Origin of the sequence: Ensifer sp. M14 (genome assembly GCF_003355565.1) — a bacterium.
Lineage (GTDB): Bacteria > Pseudomonadota > Alphaproteobacteria > Rhizobiales > Rhizobiaceae > Ensifer.
In genome coordinates, this window is the sequence record NZ_QJNR01000004.1 from 2,394,109 (window position 1) to 2,411,901 (window position 17,793).

Genomic DNA, 17,793 nt, shown 5'->3' on the forward strand with positions numbered 1-17,793 from the left:
CGCGCAGATTGCGCCAATAGTTTTCCACGCCGAACGTTTCGAGCGCGACGTCGAGGCATGTTCGCGTCGGCAATCACATCCTGCTCCCCTGTCTTAGGGGTCGCTCGCACACGTTAAAGTGATATCTTCCCTCTCGTGAAAGAGGGGAATCACATGAGATCAGCTGCACGTCTGCTTGCCACGGTCGGCCTTGGCGCCGGTGTCTTTTCATCGGTCCTGCTGGGGGCAGAGGCGGTGCAGGCGGCGGAAAACGGTGCGGGCTTCTACCTGCTCGGCGCGCGCGGCCCGATGGCTGGCCTGCTCGCCCCTCCCGGCACCTATATCCAGAACGACACTTACTTCTATTTCGGCGAGCTTGGCGGCAGTCGCCAGCTGCCTGTCGGCGGACAGGTGGTGGCCGACGTCGACGTCAAGCTGATTGCGGACTTCGTCACCGGCCTCTGGGTTCTGCCCGAGGACGTGATGGGCGGCAACCTCGGCTTTAGCGCGATTGTTCCCTTCGGCGGGCCGAAGGTGGACGCGTCGGTTTCGCTGCCCGGCGGGCTTAGCCGCGGCGTCGAGGATTCGATCTTCACCATCGGCGACCCTGTCGTCGGCGCCTCGCTCGGCTGGCACGAGGGCGACTTCCACTGGTCGACCAATCTCAGCGTCAACATTCCGATCGGCGATTATCACAAGGGCGAGATCGCCAATCTTTCGTTCAACCGCTGGGCGGCTGACCTGACCTTCGCCGGAACCTGGTTCAACCCTGAAACCGGCATCGACCTCTCAGGCGCCGCGGGCTTTACCTTCAACGGCGAGAACCCGGCGACGGACTACCGCACCGGCACCGAGTTCCACACGGAATGGGCGCTCTCCAAGCAGTTCACGCCGCAGTTTTCCGCCGGTTTCATCGGCTACTTCTACCAGCAGGTGACGGGCGACAGCGGCCCCGGCGCGCGGCTCGGCGACTTCAAGGGTCGGGTGGCATCACTCGGCGGCACGGTCGGCTACAACTTCAAGATGGGCGAGACCCCTGTCTCGCTGCGGCTGAAGGTGTTCCAGGAATTTGCGGCGAAGAACCGCGCAGAAGGCACGGCCGGTTTCGTGACCGTGTCCTTCCCGATCGGCACGCCGCCAAAGCAGGTCGAGTAATTTCGCCTGGCGTCGCGTCCGGAGCCGTTTCAGGCTCCGGCAAGGAACCGCGCGGGCATGAGATCCCTATAGGGAAACATGTGGAAGTAGGGCTGCGCCTCGGCGAGCACGCGGCGCATCGAAGCACGCTCTAGCAGCCGCTCGAAATAGGCCTGGAGATGCGGGTGCTTGTCCGCAAAGGGCTCGACAATTCCAGCATAGAAGAGAGCGGGGGCCGCGGCGCAATCGGCAAGGCTGAAGGCGGCGCCGCCGGCAAAGGCGTTGGTGGCGAAATGCCGGTCGGCCATGGCATAGGCTGTGCCAAGCGTGGCGCGGGCATCAGAAACGCCGCGAGGGTCGTTCTCGCCGCTTCCGCGCAGCGTGTCGGTGACGATCTTCTGCATTGGCACATGGATGTAGAGATCGAAGAAGCGATCCCAGAGCCGCGCCTGCAGCGCGTCGTCCGCGCCCACAGGGATCAGCGGCTGGCTGCCGGGATAGTGGCGGTCGAGATATTCGATGATGATGGACGTCTCCGGGATGGTCACGTCGCGGGCGCTGTCGCTGAGAACCGGCATCTTGCCGACCGGCCAAAGCTTAGCGAAGCGCGCCGCCTCCGCGGGGTCGAGAAGGTCGACCAGGCTCGCATCGAAGGGCGTGTCGTTCTCGTAGAGCGCGACGAGCACCTTGTGGCAGAAAGAGGCGAGTGGATGCAGATAAAGCGTGAGCGACATGCGGGCAGCCTCCGATGCTGACGTTTCGGCGTTGCGTTGTGTCCGGCAGCGCCGCACAACGCCCATGGGTCTGGTTTCACGCGTGAGGTTATTGCAAAACTGATGCGCTTTTGCAATCAGTTTATGGTCTGGCGTGGCGGCTTTCTGTCTGTTTCGTGGCCCTGTTCGGCTGCGTTTTTGCGCAATGCCTTTGAAAGTCAGAAAGCTGCCCTAGACTTAAGGGGAGGCGGAGCGTTGCAACGCACGGCGCTCTCGCGATCTCGACAGGGGAGGATCGCCGATGCGCTGCTTCACGGTAGTTGGGCCTTCGCAGACCGGAAAATCCACGCTGGTGGAAAAACTGGCTGCGCTGGGGGAAAGCTCCAGAAAGGTCATGTCACCTTACGGATTGAACGTCACCGAATTCGAGATCGGCAAGGAGGCCTGGTGCGCGCTCGACGCGCCCGGCGCCACCGAAGCGCTGGCCCATGCGCAGCATGCGCTTCTGGCAAGCGACGCCTGCGTGCTCTGTGTCTCGCCGGCGCCGGAGGAGGCGGTGCTGGCGGCACCCTATCTCAAGGTGATCGAGGCATCGGGCACGCCCTGCATCATCTTCGTCAACCGCATGGACGAGCCGCGGGGCCGCTTGCGCGACGTCATTGCCGCGCTGCAGGATTATTCCAGCCACATGCTGATCCTGCGCCAGGTGCCGATCCGCGAAGGAGACAGGATCGTCGGCAGCTGCGACCTGATCTCCGAACGCGCCTGGCGCTATCGCGAGGGGCAGACCTCGGCGCTGATCGAAATTCCGGACACGACGCTGGAGCGCGAGAAGGAAGCGCGCGCCGAGCTGCTCGAACATCTCTCCGAGTTCGACGACTGGCTGCTCGAGGAGCTGATCGAGGATCGCGAGCCGGCAAGCGACACGATCTATGCCATCTCATCGCGGCTCCTCAGGGAAAACCGGATCATTCCCGTTCTTGTCGGCGCGGCGAGCCACAGCAACGGCATCCTGCGGCTGATGAAGGCGCTGAGGCATGAGACGCCGCCGGTCGATATGCTGCGAAAAAGGCTGGGTGAGGCAAGCAAGATCACTGAGACGAGCATTGCCGCCGTCAGCTTCCACGCCTACCACCGCCAGAATGTCGGCAAGACCGTGCTGGTGCGCGCCCTTTCCGCTGGCATCAAGCAGGGGGCAGCGCTCGGCGGCGGCGGTGTCGGCTCGCTGCAGGACCCGGCAACCGGCAAGCCGCTTGCGACAGGGATACCGGAGCCCGGCACGATCTTTGCCGCGGTCAAATCCGATCACCTGCCGGTGCCGGCGCTTCTGACAACCACCGCCGCATCCGAAGCGCCGGACTGGACGGCGCCGCCGACGCCGATGCTGGAGCGCATTCTGGTGCCCGACAGCGAACGCGACGAGACCAAGCTTTCCGGCACGCTTGCCAAGCTCGCCGAGACCGACCGCAGCCTGAAGGTGATGCAGGAGGAAGGCACGGGCGCGCAGCTGATCTGCGTGCAGGGGCCGGTGCACCTGCGCGATCTGTGCAAGACGCTGGCCGATGTCTTCCATGTCGGCGTCACCGACAGGCCACCGAGCCCGACCTATCGCGAGACCGTACTGAAACCCTCCGACGTGCATTACCGCCACCGCAAGCAGACCGGTGGCGCCGGGCAATTTGCCGACGTCAAGCTCAGCGTCCACCCCAACGAGCGCGGCGGCGGCTTCAGCTTCAACGAGACGGTGAAGGGCGGGGCGGTGCCGCGCAATTTCATCCCGGCGATCGAGGCGGGTGCGCGCGAGGCGATGGAGAAGGGGCCGCTCGGTTTTCAGGTGATCGATGTCGGCGTGACGCTGACGGACGGCCAGCACCATCAGGTCGACAGCTCCGAATTCGCCTTCCGGGCCGCTGCCAAGATGGGCGTGCGCCAGGCGCTGTCGCAGGCCTCCGCCGTGCTGATGCAGCCGGTGGTGCGCGTCGAGATCCATATTCCGTCGATCTATTCCGGCAGCCTGGTGCCGATCGTTTCCACCTACAAGGGGCAGGTGCTGGGTTTCGACCGCGACGAGGCGGCCAAGGGCTGGGACGTTTTTCGCGCCTTGGTGCCGGGGTCGGCACTCGACGAGCTGGCGCGGGCGCTGCGCTCGGCAACGCAAGGGATCGGCTACTTCTCCAAGAGCTTCGACCATTTCGAGGAGCTCTACGGCAAGGAGGCCGACGCCGTGATCCACGCCCATGGGACGGCACAGGCGGGGTAGGCGCCCAGACCTATGGCATTCGCGTCGGGTGCGGTGTTCGAGGACACCGGATAGTCCCTTCGACAAGGGCCTGCAGCGGCCCATTTCCCGCCAAATCGCTTGCCCTGGCTGGAGAAGTGCGGCGCGCGCCTTATCTCAACCGGACGCGAACAGCGAAAGGACGACGCAATGGCCAAGAATACGATCTGCGTATGGTACGACAAGGACGCCGAGGAGGCCGCCCGCTTCTACGCCCAGACCTTTCCCGACAGCGCCGTGGGTGCCGTCATCCGTGCGCCTGGAGACTATCCGTCCGGCAAGGAGGGGGATGTTCTGGTCGTCGAGTTCACCGTTGCCGGCGTTGCCTGCATCGGGCTGAACGGCGGCACGGCCTTTACCCACAACGAGGCCTTCTCCTTCCAGATCGCAACCGACGATCAGGAGGAGACCGACCGGTACTGGAACGCCATCGTCGGTAACGGCGGCAAGGAGAGCGATTGCGGCTGGTGCAAGGACAAGTGGGGCATTTCCTGGCAGATCACACCGCGCGTCCTGACCGAAGCGATGGCAATCGGCGGCGCTGAGGCAAAGCGTGCGTTCGACGCGATGATGACGATGAGGAAGATCGACGTTGCCGCGATCAAAGCCGCACGGCGCGGCTGAGCCGCAGTCTCGTCGCCAGCGTGTAGACAGCACTGAACGTCATCGTCTTCGCCAGGAGAGCTGGAAGGCGAGATCGTTGTCGACGGCTCCCTATACCCGGAAAACCAGGGGCGTGTCTCAGAAACGAGCCCAGCCTCGCTGTGGGTTAGGGCATCATCTTGGCTATCCGTAGATGTGCTTAACCCGGAAGTACTATAATTGGTGTGAAATTTCGCTATAATAATGGTATGGTTATGAAATTGTTTGAATTGAATTGAATAAAGTGAACGTCATAGTGCCGAGGTTATTAAGAAAGAAGACCTCATTACGTTAAATAAATGTATCTTTTCGTGCCGGGATGGTGCTTGTAACCCTTTATATAGACCAGTCTTCGTTACTTTAATCGCATTCATTGCCTGCCGTGACTTGCAATCGGCTCATTTTGGGTCGCTTAGTGTTGGATCAGGCCAGCCGACAGGTCTTGTCAGGATCGACAATGCACGCGATTTCGCGCGGCTATCACGACAGAGCAATCCGAAGCCACGACCTCCCCATTACAATTCCCGTCGCAGCGCGCATTGCTTTGCCTTTCGCCTGACAAAACGGAGGAATGAGCATGGCAATCGATGCAACTCCAACACGACGAGATATACTTTTGACCGGCGGGTCGCTGCTGGCGATGTCGGCAATCGGCACCACCGCGAGCGTCGCCTTGAGCCGCAGCGCGATGGCGCAGACAGCCGGCAAGAAACCAAACATCGTGGTCATCATGGGGGACGATGTCGGCATCTGGAATATCGGTGCCTACAATCGCGGCATGATGGCGGGCCGCACGCCCCATCTCGACAAGCTTGCCGCAGAGGGGATGCTCTTTACCGATTACTACGCCGAGGCCAGTTGCACGGCGGGGCGCGCCAACTTCATTACCGGACAACTTCCGGTTCGAACCGGCATGACCACGGTTGGCCAGGCGGGCTCTCCCATTGGCCTGCCTGCTGCGGCGCCCACAATCGCAACGGTGCTGAAGTCGATGGGCTATGCCACCGGACAGTTTGGCAAGAACCATCTCGGCGATCTCAATGAATTCCTGCCGACCGTTCATGGGTTCGATGAATTCTTCGGCTACCTCTACCACCTGGACGCGATGGAAGACCCTGCGCACCCGGGTTATCCGCAGGAACTGCTAAACGTTGTCGGTCCGCGCAATATGGTCCACTCCTGGGCCACCGACGTGGACGACCCGACGGAAATGCCGCGATGGGGCAAGATCGGCAAACAGAAGATCGAGGATGCCGGGACGCTCTTCCCGAAACGCATGGAGACGGTCGATGACGAAATTCGGGACCTTTCCTTCAAGTTCATCGACAAGGCCAAGGCCGACGGCAAGCCGTTCTTCCTCTGGCTGAACCCGACCCGCATGCACATCGTCACGCATCTGTCGGAAAAATACGAGAAGATGCGCAACTCGGAGAATGGCTGGACTATCCATGAAGCGGGAATGGCGCAGCTGGACGACATTGTCGGCGACACCCTGCAGAAGCTGAAGGACATGGGCGACGATGACAACACCATCGTCATATTCACCACCGACAACGGCACGGAAAACTTCACCTGGCCGGATGGCGGACAGACACCGTTCTTCGGCGGAAAAGGCACCACCTACGAAGGCGGCTTCCGCGCCCCGGCAATGATCCGCTGGCCAGGGCATGTTCCTCCGGGTTCGATTTGCAACGGGTTGATGTCCGGCCTCGACTGGTTCCCGACGCTTGTGGCCGCGGCCGGGAGTACCAACATCGCCGTCGAACTGAGGGCGGGCAAAGAACTTGATGGCCAGACCTACAAGGTTCACCTTGATGGCTATGACCAGACCAGCCTGCTCGCTGCAACCGGCCCGTCGAACCGCCACGAAATCTGGTATTTCGCCGAAAGCGTGCTCGGCGCGGCCCGCATCGATGACTACAAATACACCTTCATGGAACAGCCCGATGGCTGGATAGGCAACACCATCAAGCTGGATGTGCCGACCGTTGTGAACCTGCGCCTCGATCCGTTCGAGCGGACGGCTTTCTTCAAGGGCAACGTCGGTTCGCAATCATACTTTGAATGGTACAAGTTCGAGTTCTGGCGCTTTGTCCTCGTCCAGCAAAAAGTTGAGGAACTGGCAAAGTCGGCGATAGAATTTCCGCCAATGCAGAAAGGCGCAAGTTTCGGAATAGACGGCGTCAAGGCACAGATCGCCGAGGCGATGCGCAAGCAGAACGGGCAGTAAACCCGCATCGACGTCCGCTGTCGGGAGCCGCCGATACGGTGCGGTGCGGTTGGAGAGCCTATGCTCCTCAACCGCACCGCACCGTGCCGAACGGGCCTGGTGCTGCCGGCTCCCGCCGCGATTTGGCTGATTTCTGTTGCAGAGGTCTGGCGACACACCTGTTGCATCACGCGCATTTGCGATGCATCACGGCGCGCGGAACGCGGCCGAGACACCTCGATCGGTCGTCAAAAAGACACTTGTCGCGCGTGGCCGATCGGCGTATTTATCGCCGGTCGCGAAAAGCGACCGCTTCCCTTGATCCGCTCAGTGGCGGAGTAAACAGGTGGACGAATTGGCGTCCAGGCGGTCAAGCACATGTCATCCGTGCGCTCTTGAGCATGGATCGGCCAGCGGCTCCCAAAATCAATACCTGACACACCTTGCAGCGTGGCGCTTCACCTATCGCGCACAATTCGCTGCAAGCCTTTAAACCCGCTGCACTATTCCCGCCGAAATCGAACCGATGCGGGGAGTTGTGCGCAGCCTTATCGCGAGCGTTCGGCGCCTGACGGCGCCCGCATGCTTGCGCCGGAGCGTGCCATGACCAGACCTCTTATCGTCATTTTCATTGCCATCGTGCTCGATGCCGTCGGCATCGGCCTGATCTTTCCAATCCTGCCCTCACTGCTGAAGGAGGTGACCCACGCCGACAACGTCGCGCCCTATATCGGCACGATGACGGCTCTTTATGCAGCCATGCAGTTCGTCTTTGCGCCGGTGCTCGGTGCGCTGAGCGATCGGCTCGGGCGTCGGCCTGTGCTTCTGATTTCGCTTGGCGGCGCGGCCATCAACTACCTGTTCCTGGCCTTTGCGCCCAATCTCTTCCTGCTGTTCATCGGTCGGGCGATCGCGGGCCTGACGAGCGCCAACATCTCTGTGGCGATGGCCTACATCACCGACATTTCACCCGCAGACAAACGCGCCCGCCGCTTCGGGCTGTTAAACGCCATGTTCGGCATCGGCTTCATCATTGGCCCCGTTCTTGGCGGCGCTCTTGGTGACCATTGGCTGCGGTTGCCTTTCATCGCTGCGGCCGTCCTCAATGGCTGCAACCTGCTGCTCGCATTCTTCATCCTGCCGGAGTCGCGCACGCCCAGCCGCGAAAAGCTCGACCTCTCGGCGCTGAACCCGCTTGCGCCGCTCCGCTCGGTGTTGTCGGTGAGGAGCCTGCTGCCAATCGTGGTCATCGTCTTCATCTTCAGCGCCACCGGCGAGGCCTATGGCACCTGCTGGGCGCTCTGGGGCGGTGATACGTTCCAGTGGAACGGCCTTTGGGTCGGCCTTTCGCTTGGCACCTTCGGCGTCTGCCAGACCCTTGCCCAGGCCTTCCTTCCGGGGCCGGCCGTAAAGCTGCTCGGCGAGCGCGCGGCCATTCTGGCCGGTGTCGCCAGCGTCTGCACCGCACTCGTCGTCATGGCGCTTGCGACCGAGAGCTGGATGGTCTTCGCGATCATGCCGGTCTTCGCGCTCGGCGGCATCGGCGTGCCGGCGCTGCAGGCTCTGGCGACCGGGCAGGTCGACGACAGCCAGCAAGGTCAGTTCCAGGGCGTACTGGCGTCGGTTGTCAGCCTCGCCTCGATCGTCAGCCCGCTGGCGTTTTCAAGCTTCTATTTCGTCGTGCGCGAGCAATGGCCCGGAGCGATCTGGCTTTCGGTCGTCGTTGTCTATGCTATGGCCGTGCCGTTGATTTTCGGCCTGCGGTTGGGGCAGAAGCCAGCGGCGGTGGGGTAGCCGCGCTGGAAACGAAGAGGAGATGGAGCCTAACTCCCATATCCGATCTGGCAGGGTGGCTGCCGCAAGTGGAGAACATTGCGAACGAATTCGTGCTCATTGGTGTCCTCCAGTTTGACTAGCCGTCGTTTGCCGCAACGGCTATCGAGGATGCCAAGCGCCCTGATCAATGGTCTTGAATTATCGAGCATCTGTTCAATGGATTGGTTCAGAGACTCGAACATCGCTCGATGCAAATCGATATGATCCGCTATTCCCTGTGCCCGAAGGGTCCGGTCGATTTCCTGTTGTTCAGCGTCGGACGGCTCGTCCCCATGCTTGGCGCACAACGCAACACGCGCCTTCCAGTATTGGTAATAGGCGGTTCCGTAGATTTTGTTTCCGTCCAGCGTGACAAGGAACTCGCCCTCGTGATCGTTGGCATAGCGATAGCGTGTCGTGTGAACGTGCACCCGACCATTCGCCTCCGATGCGAAGCGGGCTTCAATACGCTGCTTCAACTTTGTCCACTTCATCGATGATGCTCGATCACTTCCGGTTGCCATCTATTTCTTTATGCGATCGCCTGCCTCGCGCTAGAGATGCAGAGGCACTTTCCTCATCAACAACGCGACCAAGGCAGGATCCATGAACGCGTAATCGTCCGGGATATGCAGACAGATCAGCCGCTTGCCTTTGAGTGCCGATCGATACTTGCCTTGGACCTTCGCGCGGTGGGTCCTCTCCATCACGAACACGATATCGGCCCACTGGATCAGTTCTTCCGAAAGTGGGTTCTCGGCATCGTTGTTCGTGCCGGCCGAGGAAACCTCGATATCGTCCCTGTCGGCGAATATCTGTTCGGCGGTGGGGCTGCGAAGCTTGTTTTGACTGCAGACGAACAAGACGTTTCTCAAGATCCAACCTTTTCGCGAGGCGAGCAATGCCGTCAATACCACTCAGGCGCGAGTACGTCTACGCTCGCTATCGGCGGTTCCCGTCACTGTCCTGGCGCCTCAGCCGCCGATGTGGACCGCAGCAATCTCGGCATACCGGCGCTGGCGGTCGCCGATTTCCTGCAGGAGCCAGCCGAGAAAGCTTTTGGTCACCGGCTTGGTGCGGAAAAGCTCTTCCTGGCAGACGAATTGATAGGTCTCGTTGGGTTCGTAAAAATGGTCGTGCACGAGGCAGACCTGGCCGGATCTGAGTTCGTATTCCACCATGGTGCGGTCGATCAGGGCGACGCCCTGTCCTTCCTTCACCGCTTCCAGAATGATGTGCTGGTCGTCGAAGATCAGGTCCTGGCGGCTGGGGGGGAGCCTGAGGCCGGAGGAGGCGATCCAGCTCTGCCATTCCTGAAGGCCGCGATAGTGCAGGCGGTTGCCGCAGAGCAGGTCGTGCTTGTCTGCCTGCGCCTCCCAGGTGGCGCGGCCGCAGACTGGCACCAGGCGCTCGCGCAGCAGCCGCTGCGAAAAGCGGGCAGGCGGCGGGTGCAGGCAATAGTCGATGATCACATCGGCGGTGCCGGTGGCGGGCGTGTTGGTTTCGAGGTGGGAGAGGTGGATCTGCAGACCCGGGTTTTCGCCCAGAAACCCGGAAATGCGCGGCGCGATCAGCTTCATCGAGAAGAACGGCCCGACCTTGACGCGCAGGATCTTCTGGGTGTTGCGCGGGCGGATATGCTGGACGACGCCTTCCAGATCGTCAAAGGCGCGGTTGCAGGAGGCAAAGAGCAGGGCGCCCTCGGGCGTCAGCTCGACGCCGTGCTGTTTGCGGACGAACACGCTGAGGCCGAGATTGTCTTCGAGAATGCGGATCTGGTGGCTGATGGCGCCCTGGCCGATGCAAAGCTCGTTTGCCGCTGCCGTCAGGCTGCCATTGCGCGCCGCCGCCTCGAAGGCGCGCAGGGATTTGAGGCTCGGCAGGTCGCGCATGGGGTTCTCCGGAAGGCGGGTCTATCCTCTGCACCATATATGAATTTTTTAGATGGCTGGGATTATTTCTTTGGCATTGCGAAGCGTGGTCGCGTCGCCCATTGTCGACGAATAATAAAGCGAAAACGCAACAACGATCGGCTGTAAAATCAGGGAATAGCACGCGAAATCGGCATTGGGTTCGGCCCGATGCGTGGCTTTGCGGGCGATCACCCGGAAGGCGCCGAGACTGATAACAAAGGGAACGACATGCAAAAGAAGTTCATGCGTGCGTCAGCACTTTTCTTCGCCTGCGCCATGGCCGGCACCAGCCTTGCGGCGGACAAGCTTTCGATCGGCACCGAAGGCGATTATGCGCCCTTCAACTATGTGACGGCGAGCGGCGAGATCAAAGGTTTCGACTACGATATCGGCCAGGCGGTCTGTGCTGAGATCAAGGTGGAATGCGTTTGGAGCACCAACGAGTGGTCCGGCATCATTCCGGCACTTCAGGCCAAGAAATTCGACGTGATGATCGCTTCGATGGCGATCAACGAAGACCGCAAGAAGGAAGTCGACTTCACCAAGCCCTATTATTTCAACGCCATGCGCTTCATCGCCCGCAAGGACCTGGGCCTGACCGACGTTTCGCCCGAGGCGCTGAAGGGCAAGGTTATCGGCACGCAGTCCGGCTCGGTGGCGGTCGAGGCGCTGCAGGAGTTTTTCCCCGACAGCGAAGTGAAGCTCTATCCGACGCTCAGCGAAGTGTTCCTCGACATGGCCAATGGCCGGCTCGACCTGATCCTCGAGGGCCAGATGGCGCTGACGGACTGGCTGGCCAAGGACGACAGCGGCTGCTGCGATTTCGTCGGCGACAGCTTCATCCTCGATACGGCGCAGGGCAACGCCATGGCGGTGCGCAAGGGCAACGAAGGGCTGCTCGGCAAGCTCAACGGTGGGCTGGAGGCGATCATGGCCAACGGCACCTACGACAAGATCCGCAAGCAATATTTTGACTTCGACATCATGGCCCGGCCGAAGAGCACGAGCGAATATTTTCGCTGAGGCGAGGGTGGCTGGCTAGCCAGGACGTTGGGGGTTCATCGAAGCCCCTCATCCGGCCTGCCGGCCACCTTCTCCCCGCGCGCGGGGAGAAGGGACATCGCGGCAGCCGCTCGCAACCCTGATAGCCGTCAGTCCTCTCAACGTTCTTTCCTGTCGCGACCAAGTGACGGATGAGCTCAGCCACGCTCCCAACATTCTCACCAGCGGCGCGCAAGGTGATGTGTTCGAGATGGACCTCGTTCCCTCTCCCCGCCTGCGGGGAGAGGGTGAGGGGCTAGCCACACAAGGAACTTGTGAGGGGGCCTCTTCCAAGAAATTCGCGTGTTGCGCACTGCCTTCGACGCAGGACGCAACATGCGACGGGCGCGGCGCCGGGGTGTTCGCGCTTCCCCGGCGCCCGTCTCTTCGATCTTCTCCATTCCCCGAATGAAAGTGCATGCCATGAGCTTCAAGGTCGCCGTTCTCGAGTTCAACCAGGAAACCAACACGTTCTCGAAGCTGAAGACCGGCTTCAAGGACTTCGAGATGTGCCACTACTTCAAGGGCGCTGATATCGAGGGCAATTGCCGCGGCACCAATTCGGAAATCGGTGGCTTCATCGACTGTTGCGACCGCTACGGCTGGCAGCCGGTCTATACGGTAGCGGCGCGGGCCGAGCCCGGCGGCCGGATCGACGAGGAAACGCGGCTGCGCTTCGTTGCCGATGTGATGGCCGCGCTTGAAGGCGAAAAGCTCGACGGCGTCTTCATCGTCTTTCACGGCGCCATGTGCACCGAGACCGCCGACGACGCGCAGATCCAGTTGCTGGAGACGGTGAGGGGCATCGTCGGGCCGGACCTGCCCATCGCCGCCACCTTCGACCTGCACGCCAATTCGGCGCCTGACATGGCCGCTCTTCTCGATATCGCCGTGTCGTTCCGCACCTATCCGCATGTCGACATGGCCGAATGCGCCCATAAGGCAGGCGCGCTGCTGGATGCGGCGATGCGTGGCGAGATCACGCCCGCCATCGCCATTCGCCAGCCGCCGATGATCAATGGCTGCAACGACGGCCGGACGACCCATGCCTGCGCCATGACCGAGCTGCTGGATATCGCCGATGCCATCGCGGGCGAGGCGGGGATTCTTGCGACCTCCATCAATGCCGGCTTCTACGATGCCGACATCCACAACACCGGGCCTTCGGCCGTCATCTGCTACGACAAGGCGAAGGTGGCCGACACTGAGGCGGTCGTGCATGCGGAACGGCTCTGCGACGAGATCTGGCAGCGGCGCGAACATCAGGACGAGCAATTGCCGCTGACGGCACTGCCGGGCGCCATCGCGAAACATTTCGCTACCAAGCGCAAGCCCGGGCCGCTGGTGATCGCAGATTTCTCCGACAACCCCGGCTGCGGCGCCTATAGCGATTCCACCTGCCTGCTCGGTGGCCTGCTGCAGGCGGGTGTCGAAAACGCCGCCTTCGGTGCGATGTGCGACCCGGCCGTGGTTGCCGAGCTGATCGAGGCGGGCCTCGGCGCCGAGCGCGAGGTGACGCTCGGCTGCAAGATCGACCCCGCCGTCGGCGGTGGGCCGATCCGGGTGAGGGGCACGGTGCAGGCGATCTCCGATGGCCGGATCATCTTCGAAGGGCCGATGTTCCAGGGCCTGCCGGCATCGCTCGGCCCGAGCGTGCGCTTCCATGTCTCGGGCATCGACATCCTGATTTCGAGCGAACGGCAGCAGATGCTCGACCAGAACCTCTTTCGCGCCGTCGGCATCGAGCCGGCGAACTACGACATCGTCGTCGTCAAATCACAGCAACACTTCCGCGCCGCCTTCGGGCCGATCGCGTCCGAGATTATCGAGGTCGATGCCGATGGGCTGAGTACCGCCAATATCGGCGCGCGGGCATTCAAGCGCGTACGGCGGCCGATCTATCCGCTGGATCGCGAGGAGGAGATTGTGGCGGCGTCCGCGCCTGCGGATGTCTTGGCGTGACAGTCAATTTCGGCCGCCTGGCTGTCGACGGCTTGCGACAATTTCAGTCCCGCGCCTTTACGGCATCGAGTGGACGAGTCGCCAGCCACCTGCCGACGGCGCCTTGCGCCGATCGCAGTCATTGAGTTCGCCTGGAAGGGTGTGCAGAGGCCTGGGCCTCTCTCAGGTCGCGCCATTGATCTCGCCACCTTCGCTCCACCGACGATCGCCAGCCGCAATCGCCATCATCCCCCAGTCAGCACCTTCGCTCGCACCTCCACATTGAACGGTGACGACATTGCATGTGAACCCTGTTATGGTTTCAGCCGGAGATAGACGGGGAAACATGCCCCGCTCACTGTCCATTGGCGCATTTTGCCTAACGCCGACTTGGGTGCGTCGAGGCCGATGACTCGGTCGACGTGTCGAACCCGAGATCGGTCAACTTCGGAGCCGTGGATTGGGCGAACTGGATCTGCGCAAAGACCGGCGACCTCAACCAATTCTCGCCTTCCGAGACGACGCGACGATGAAGGCGGAGATCGTGAAGCTTCCCGAAGAGGACTAAAGCGTATCGCGATCTCAAGGGTTCGCTTGCCGCGCTTCAAGGTCTTGTTTTCACGCATGTATCGCAAAACCGCGGCACACTTTTGCCAGATATGCTTCAGGTACCGCCGCCGCTAACCAGAGACGAAGGCCATGACGGGGTTCGAGCATACCGCGTTGACCCGGTTGGGCCAGTTCTTCAGCCCGGCCGCCGCCGCGCATCCTGGTCTCTCCGGCTTTAGCCTCCTGAGCGAGGCGCGGCAGGCCTTCATCACGCGTCTGGCGCTGGCCGACCTGGCCGAGAAGCATCTCGACATGCAGTATTATGTGTGGGACGGCGATACAACCGGCCGGATCATCGTCGACCGGGTGATGAGGGCGGCCGAGCGCGGGGTCAGGGTTCGGCTCCTGGTCGACGATCCCTATTACAAGGCGAGCGATCAGGTCAAAGCTGCCCTCGACGCCCACCCCAACGTCGAAATCCGTCTGTTCAACCCGACCAAGAACCGAAGGTGGTCCAGGCTGGACTTCCTTTTCGACTTCCGCCGGCTCAACCGCCGCATGCACAACAAGCTGATGGTGGCCGACAATTCGGCGGCGATCGTTGGTGGCCGCAATATCGGCGACGACTACTATGGCGTGAACGCCGTCGCCAATTTTCGCGATCTGGATGCGCTGGCGGTCGGGCCTGTTGTGGACGATCTGTCTGGGGTGTTCGAACGGTACTGGAACAGCGCCTCGACGAGGCCGATCGCAAACATCGTCGAGCGCACCTATGGCGCCGCCGATCTCGATGCCATCCTGAGCCGCTTGCGTCAGGAGATTGCCGCCGCCGACTACCCCTATCCGATCGATCAGGACCTCGGCGAACTGGCGACCCGGAGCGCCGAGCTGCGCGACAGTCTCGTGTGGGCGCCAGGGCGGATCATCGCCGACGACCCGGAAGCAATCGCCAGCGGCAAGGCGGCAGACGACGTGACCGCCTTCATCCGTGAACGGGTCACCGAGTTGAAGGAGGAGTTGCTCGTCGAGGCGCCCTATTTCGCCTTGCCCGCCGGGGCGCAGGCGCTCGTCAAGGCGCTGCACGCGCGCAATGTTCGGGTGCGCGTGCTGACCAATTCGCTCGCTTCGAACAACCAGATCGCCGCGCATTCGGTCTATGCCAAGACCCGCAGGCGCCTTCTCGAGAACGGCCTGGAGCTCTACGAGCTGCGCCCGGACACCGACGCCTTCCGGTCGGGCTGGTCGCACCGTTCCGGGCGGTCGCGGGCGGCCTTGCACACCAAGGCCATGGTCTTTGACGGCAAGGCCGTGTTCATCGGCAGTTTCAACCTCGACCCGCGATCCGCCGTCATCAATACGGAAGCCGGCCTGTATATCGAGAGTCCGGAGCTTGCCGCGAGGCTGACGGCCTACATGGCGACCGGCGTCGCGCCCGCCAACAGCTACCGTGTCTCCCTTGATCCTGGTGGCGGGATCGTCTGGAAGACGATGCGGGACGGCGAGATCGTCAGCTACGACGACGAGCCCGAAACGGGATTCCGCCGGCGGCTCGTCGCCGACCTCGTCAAACTCCTGCCGATCGACTCGCAAGTCTGACACCAATCGTTTTGCAACCGGCGCAGCCTGACGTCTCGGCATTGCCGGGCCGTAAACGGCGCGACGACGCGGGCACGCGCTGACGCATGGAAGGAGCGGGCAGCCGCAGCCGGAGGCTGGAGTTGGTCGAGCGGCGCCTGTTTCGCGGCATCGGCGTCAAGCGTGCCGTTGCGATTGCGTCGCCGAAACCGACGTTCACCCCGAACTTTGAAAGCAGCCAACGCAGCCGGGCTGCTACTTCTCATCCAAGCCATGCGCGGTCGATACCGCCACCAACCTTTCCTTCGCGCCGGAACCAGAGCGCTCGATGGTGTCGACCACTGTGACCAGAATCCGAGAAGGTTGGGCGTCGACCGCGTTCAGTGCCGCGCGTACGGCGCTTTCGATCTTTCGGCTGACGGCATCGGCATCGACGCCCGGGAAGACGGAGATCGTGATCACCAGCCCGTCCGTCAGCGGCGCGAACTGGAACTGGCGCACGCCCGTGGTGCTCGTCAGCGGCGAGCGCAGGCGATGGGCATGGACATCGACTGTGCCGCCTCCGCGTCTGGCGAAGCGAAGCATTTCCTCTCGGCGCCCGGCGATGGAGGCGATGCGCCAGAAGGGAAGGCCGCACGGACACGGTTCGGTCGCCATCGTGACGATGTCGGAGATCTCGTAGCGCACCAGCGGCAGCGTGCAGTTGGTCAGCGTCGTCACCAGCAGTTTTGAGCCCTGGGTTCCGTCCGGCACCGGGCGATTGTCGGCGTCGACCACTTCGAAGACGAAGGCGTCCTCGGCCAGATGCAGGCCATCGGCGTGCAGGCATTCGTGCCCCATCGGCCCGGCCTCTGTGCAGACATAGCTGTTGGCGACGGTCGCCTGCCAGGTCTCGACGGCGACGTCGCGCACATCCTGCGTCAGCGTTTCTGCACTGGTGCGAAACAGCCTCGGCTTGATCCGCAACCGTCCGGCCCGCTGCTCTGCGGCCAGCACGCGCACAAATGATGGGTAAGTCGAAATGACCTCGGGTTGATAGGCATTGAGCGCCTCAACGATCGCCTCGATCGGCATCAGCACGTTCAGCCCGGGCGCTTTCGGCCGTATCGCCCGCAACTCGGCGCCAATGCGATGGGAGATGTGAACGGGTGAGGAGGCAAAGACCGCCATGCTCCGTGTCGTCTCGTCGATGCCGACGATTTTCTGAAAGCGCACCATGTTGGCGATCGCAGTCAGCCAGGCTGCGCCATCGAACGCGGTGATCCCGCGCTCGCCCGTCGTTCCGCCCGTGGCTGCGACGTTAAACTCGCCGAGCAGCAGGCTTCCGGGGTTGGCGCCGTCGAGGTGTCGCTCCACCAGGAGCCGCTTCAGCCTATCGTCAGTCACGATCCGGTCGAAGTTTTCCATGAGGGCGTGTTTGGTCAGCACGGGAAGCTCTTCCAGCGCGGCCCCGCGCGCCAGGAGCGTCCCAATGGCGTCGCGATAATAGGGCGATGAATGGACGGCATGTTGCAACGTGGATTGCAGCTCTTGCCGTTGATGCGACAGCAACCTCTCCCTCGACCATTGGCAGCGACTGAGGAGTTCGTCGGAATGCTGCCTGAGGCTGATGATGTCGAGTGTTGCAGAGGATGGCGATGGCATCGAAGTAGCCTTGTGCTGATTTTTTGGCGCCGCCGCCCAGGGCAAGCGATGTCCTTCTGCAGATGGCCGGAAACTCGACCTCTTTAACGGGTCGACGAACCTGAATGCCTGAAAACCGATGCTGTTCTGGTCCATCGAAATCGACGTTGCCGGGCTGGTGGCGAACGCCGAGCGGGCAAAGCTCTTGCGCACGAAGATACCAGATCGCGAAAATCGGACATAGGTCGATCATGGGAGGTGGCAAATTCTGTCTCGCTGCCCAGCAATTCCGATCGCCCTGAACGGACCGCTCAAGTGGACCGGAGAGGAGCAGGCAGTGGTATTTTGTCTTCGGCGAATGCGGATTGTCGGGATCGACCG

14 protein-coding genes are annotated in these 17,793 nt (G+C 62.1%); 8 read left to right on the forward strand and 6 right to left on the reverse strand.

Annotated elements, in window-relative coordinates; translation table 11 throughout:
* Positions 1–153 precede the first annotated feature (153 nt).
* On the forward strand, positions 154–1,134 hold the full coding sequence (locus tag BLJAPNOD_RS11425; RefSeq protein WP_115419889.1) for a transporter: 981 nt from the start codon (positions 154–156) through the stop codon (positions 1,132–1,134).
* Positions 1,135–1,163: 29 nt separating this feature from the next.
* On the opposite strand, the gene BLJAPNOD_RS11430 is transcribed toward BLJAPNOD_RS11425, so the two are convergent.
* Complete coding sequence (locus BLJAPNOD_RS11430; RefSeq protein ID WP_115421253.1) at positions 1,164–1,847, reverse strand: glutathione S-transferase family protein; 684 nt, start codon at positions 1,845–1,847, stop codon at positions 1,164–1,166.
* Between the two features lie 280 nt (positions 1,848–2,127).
* Here BLJAPNOD_RS11430 and BLJAPNOD_RS11435 point away from each other — a divergent pair, with 280 nt between their 5' ends.
* The 4 genes from BLJAPNOD_RS11435 (at position 2,128) to BLJAPNOD_RS11455 (ending at position 8,749) form a co-directional block, all read left to right on the forward strand.
* Positions 2,128–4,086 carry an elongation factor G gene (locus tag BLJAPNOD_RS11435; RefSeq protein WP_115419890.1) on the forward strand — a complete coding sequence of 653 codons (1,959 nt, stop codon included), beginning with the start codon at positions 2,128–2,130 and terminating at the stop codon, positions 4,084–4,086.
* A 168-nt stretch (positions 4,087–4,254) separates the two neighbouring features.
* Positions 4,255–4,728 carry a VOC family protein gene (locus BLJAPNOD_RS11440; RefSeq protein WP_115419891.1) on the forward strand — a complete coding sequence of 158 codons (474 nt, stop codon included), beginning with the start codon at positions 4,255–4,257 and terminating at the stop codon, positions 4,726–4,728.
* Positions 4,729–5,317: 589 nt separating this feature from the next.
* Entirely contained in the window at positions 5,318–6,976 is a 1,659-nt protein-coding gene (locus BLJAPNOD_RS11445; RefSeq protein ID WP_077504956.1) for an arylsulfatase, read from the forward strand.
* A 582-nt stretch (positions 6,977–7,558) separates the two neighbouring features.
* Positions 7,559–8,749: a TCR/Tet family MFS transporter gene (locus BLJAPNOD_RS11455; RefSeq protein WP_115421254.1), complete on the forward strand. Its 1,191-nt coding sequence runs from the start codon at positions 7,559–7,561 to the stop codon at positions 8,747–8,749.
* Between the two features lie 29 nt (positions 8,750–8,778).
* Here BLJAPNOD_RS11455 and BLJAPNOD_RS11460 read toward each other — a convergent pair whose 3' ends face one another.
* The 4 genes from BLJAPNOD_RS11460 to BLJAPNOD_RS11475 all read right to left on the reverse strand — a co-directional run bounded on the left by BLJAPNOD_RS11460 (position 8,779) and on the right by BLJAPNOD_RS11475 (position 10,917).
* Positions 8,779–9,264: a hypothetical protein gene (locus BLJAPNOD_RS11460; protein ID WP_077504957.1), complete on the reverse strand. Its 486-nt coding sequence runs from the start codon at positions 9,262–9,264 to the stop codon at positions 8,779–8,781.
* A 60-nt stretch (positions 9,265–9,324) separates the two neighbouring features.
* Complete coding sequence (locus tag BLJAPNOD_RS11465) at positions 9,325–9,645, reverse strand: low molecular weight protein tyrosine phosphatase family protein (RefSeq protein ID WP_077504958.1); 321 nt, start codon at positions 9,643–9,645, stop codon at positions 9,325–9,327.
* Between the two features lie 99 nt (positions 9,646–9,744).
* Complete coding sequence (locus BLJAPNOD_RS11470) at positions 9,745–10,662, reverse strand: LysR family transcriptional regulator (RefSeq protein ID WP_077504959.1); 918 nt, start codon at positions 10,660–10,662, stop codon at positions 9,745–9,747.
* A gap of 48 nt (positions 10,663–10,710) precedes the next feature.
* Positions 10,711–10,917 carry a hypothetical protein gene (locus BLJAPNOD_RS11475; protein WP_115419893.1) on the reverse strand — a complete coding sequence of 69 codons (207 nt, stop codon included), beginning with the start codon at positions 10,915–10,917 and terminating at the stop codon, positions 10,711–10,713.
* Between BLJAPNOD_RS11475 and BLJAPNOD_RS11480 the strand changes: the two genes are divergently transcribed.
* The 3 genes from BLJAPNOD_RS11480 (at position 10,912) to BLJAPNOD_RS11490 (ending at position 15,810) form a co-directional block, all read left to right on the forward strand.
* The gene (locus BLJAPNOD_RS11480; protein WP_244610922.1) at positions 10,912–11,706 is read left to right on the forward strand and encodes a transporter substrate-binding domain-containing protein; all 795 of its coding nucleotides are present in this window, start codon (positions 10,912–10,914) and stop codon (positions 11,704–11,706) included. The genes BLJAPNOD_RS11475 and BLJAPNOD_RS11480 overlap by 6 nt on opposite strands.
* A gap of 441 nt (positions 11,707–12,147) precedes the next feature.
* A complete protein-coding gene (locus BLJAPNOD_RS11485; protein WP_115419894.1) occupies positions 12,148–13,686 on the forward strand; it encodes a M81 family metallopeptidase in 1,539 nt (512 codons plus the stop codon).
* A 678-nt stretch (positions 13,687–14,364) separates the two neighbouring features.
* Positions 14,365–15,810, forward strand: coding sequence for a phospholipase D family protein (locus BLJAPNOD_RS11490; RefSeq protein ID WP_115419895.1), 1,446 nt, complete (start codon positions 14,365–14,367; stop codon positions 15,808–15,810).
* A 234-nt stretch (positions 15,811–16,044) separates the two neighbouring features.
* On the opposite strand, the gene BLJAPNOD_RS11495 is transcribed toward BLJAPNOD_RS11490, so the two are convergent.
* Positions 16,045–17,625, reverse strand: a complete 1,581-nt coding sequence (locus tag BLJAPNOD_RS11495; protein ID WP_244610923.1) for a phenylacetate--CoA ligase family protein — start codon at positions 17,623–17,625, stop codon at positions 16,045–16,047.
* Between the last annotated feature and the right edge of the window lie 168 nt (positions 17,626–17,793).

Excerpts from the sequence above, each read along its gene's own strand:
- BLJAPNOD_RS11425 (WP_115419889.1), top strand. The coding sequence starts at position 154 with ATGAGATCAGCTGCACGTCTGCTTGCCACGGTCGGCCTTGGCGCCGGT.
- BLJAPNOD_RS11430 (WP_115421253.1), bottom strand. The coding sequence starts at position 1,847 with ATGTCGCTCACGCTTTATCTGCATCCACTCGCCTCTTTCTGCCACAAG.
- BLJAPNOD_RS11435 (WP_115419890.1), top strand. The coding sequence starts at position 2,128 with ATGCGCTGCTTCACGGTAGTTGGGCCTTCGCAGACCGGAAAATCCACG.
- BLJAPNOD_RS11440 (WP_115419891.1), top strand. The coding sequence starts at position 4,255 with ATGGCCAAGAATACGATCTGCGTATGGTACGACAAGGACGCCGAGGAG.
- BLJAPNOD_RS11445 (WP_077504956.1), top strand. The coding sequence starts at position 5,318 with ATGAGCATGGCAATCGATGCAACTCCAACACGACGAGATATACTTTTG.
- BLJAPNOD_RS11455 (WP_115421254.1), top strand. The coding sequence starts at position 7,559 with ATGACCAGACCTCTTATCGTCATTTTCATTGCCATCGTGCTCGATGCC.
- BLJAPNOD_RS11460 (WP_077504957.1), bottom strand. The coding sequence starts at position 9,264 with ATGAAGTGGACAAAGTTGAAGCAGCGTATTGAAGCCCGCTTCGCATCG.
- BLJAPNOD_RS11470 (WP_077504959.1), bottom strand. The coding sequence starts at position 10,662 with ATGCGCGACCTGCCGAGCCTCAAATCCCTGCGCGCCTTCGAGGCGGCG.
- BLJAPNOD_RS11480 (WP_244610922.1), top strand. The coding sequence starts at position 10,912 with ATGCAAAAGAAGTTCATGCGTGCGTCAGCACTTTTCTTCGCCTGCGCC.
- BLJAPNOD_RS11485 (WP_115419894.1), top strand. The coding sequence starts at position 12,148 with ATGAGCTTCAAGGTCGCCGTTCTCGAGTTCAACCAGGAAACCAACACG.
- BLJAPNOD_RS11490 (WP_115419895.1), top strand. The coding sequence starts at position 14,365 with ATGACGGGGTTCGAGCATACCGCGTTGACCCGGTTGGGCCAGTTCTTC.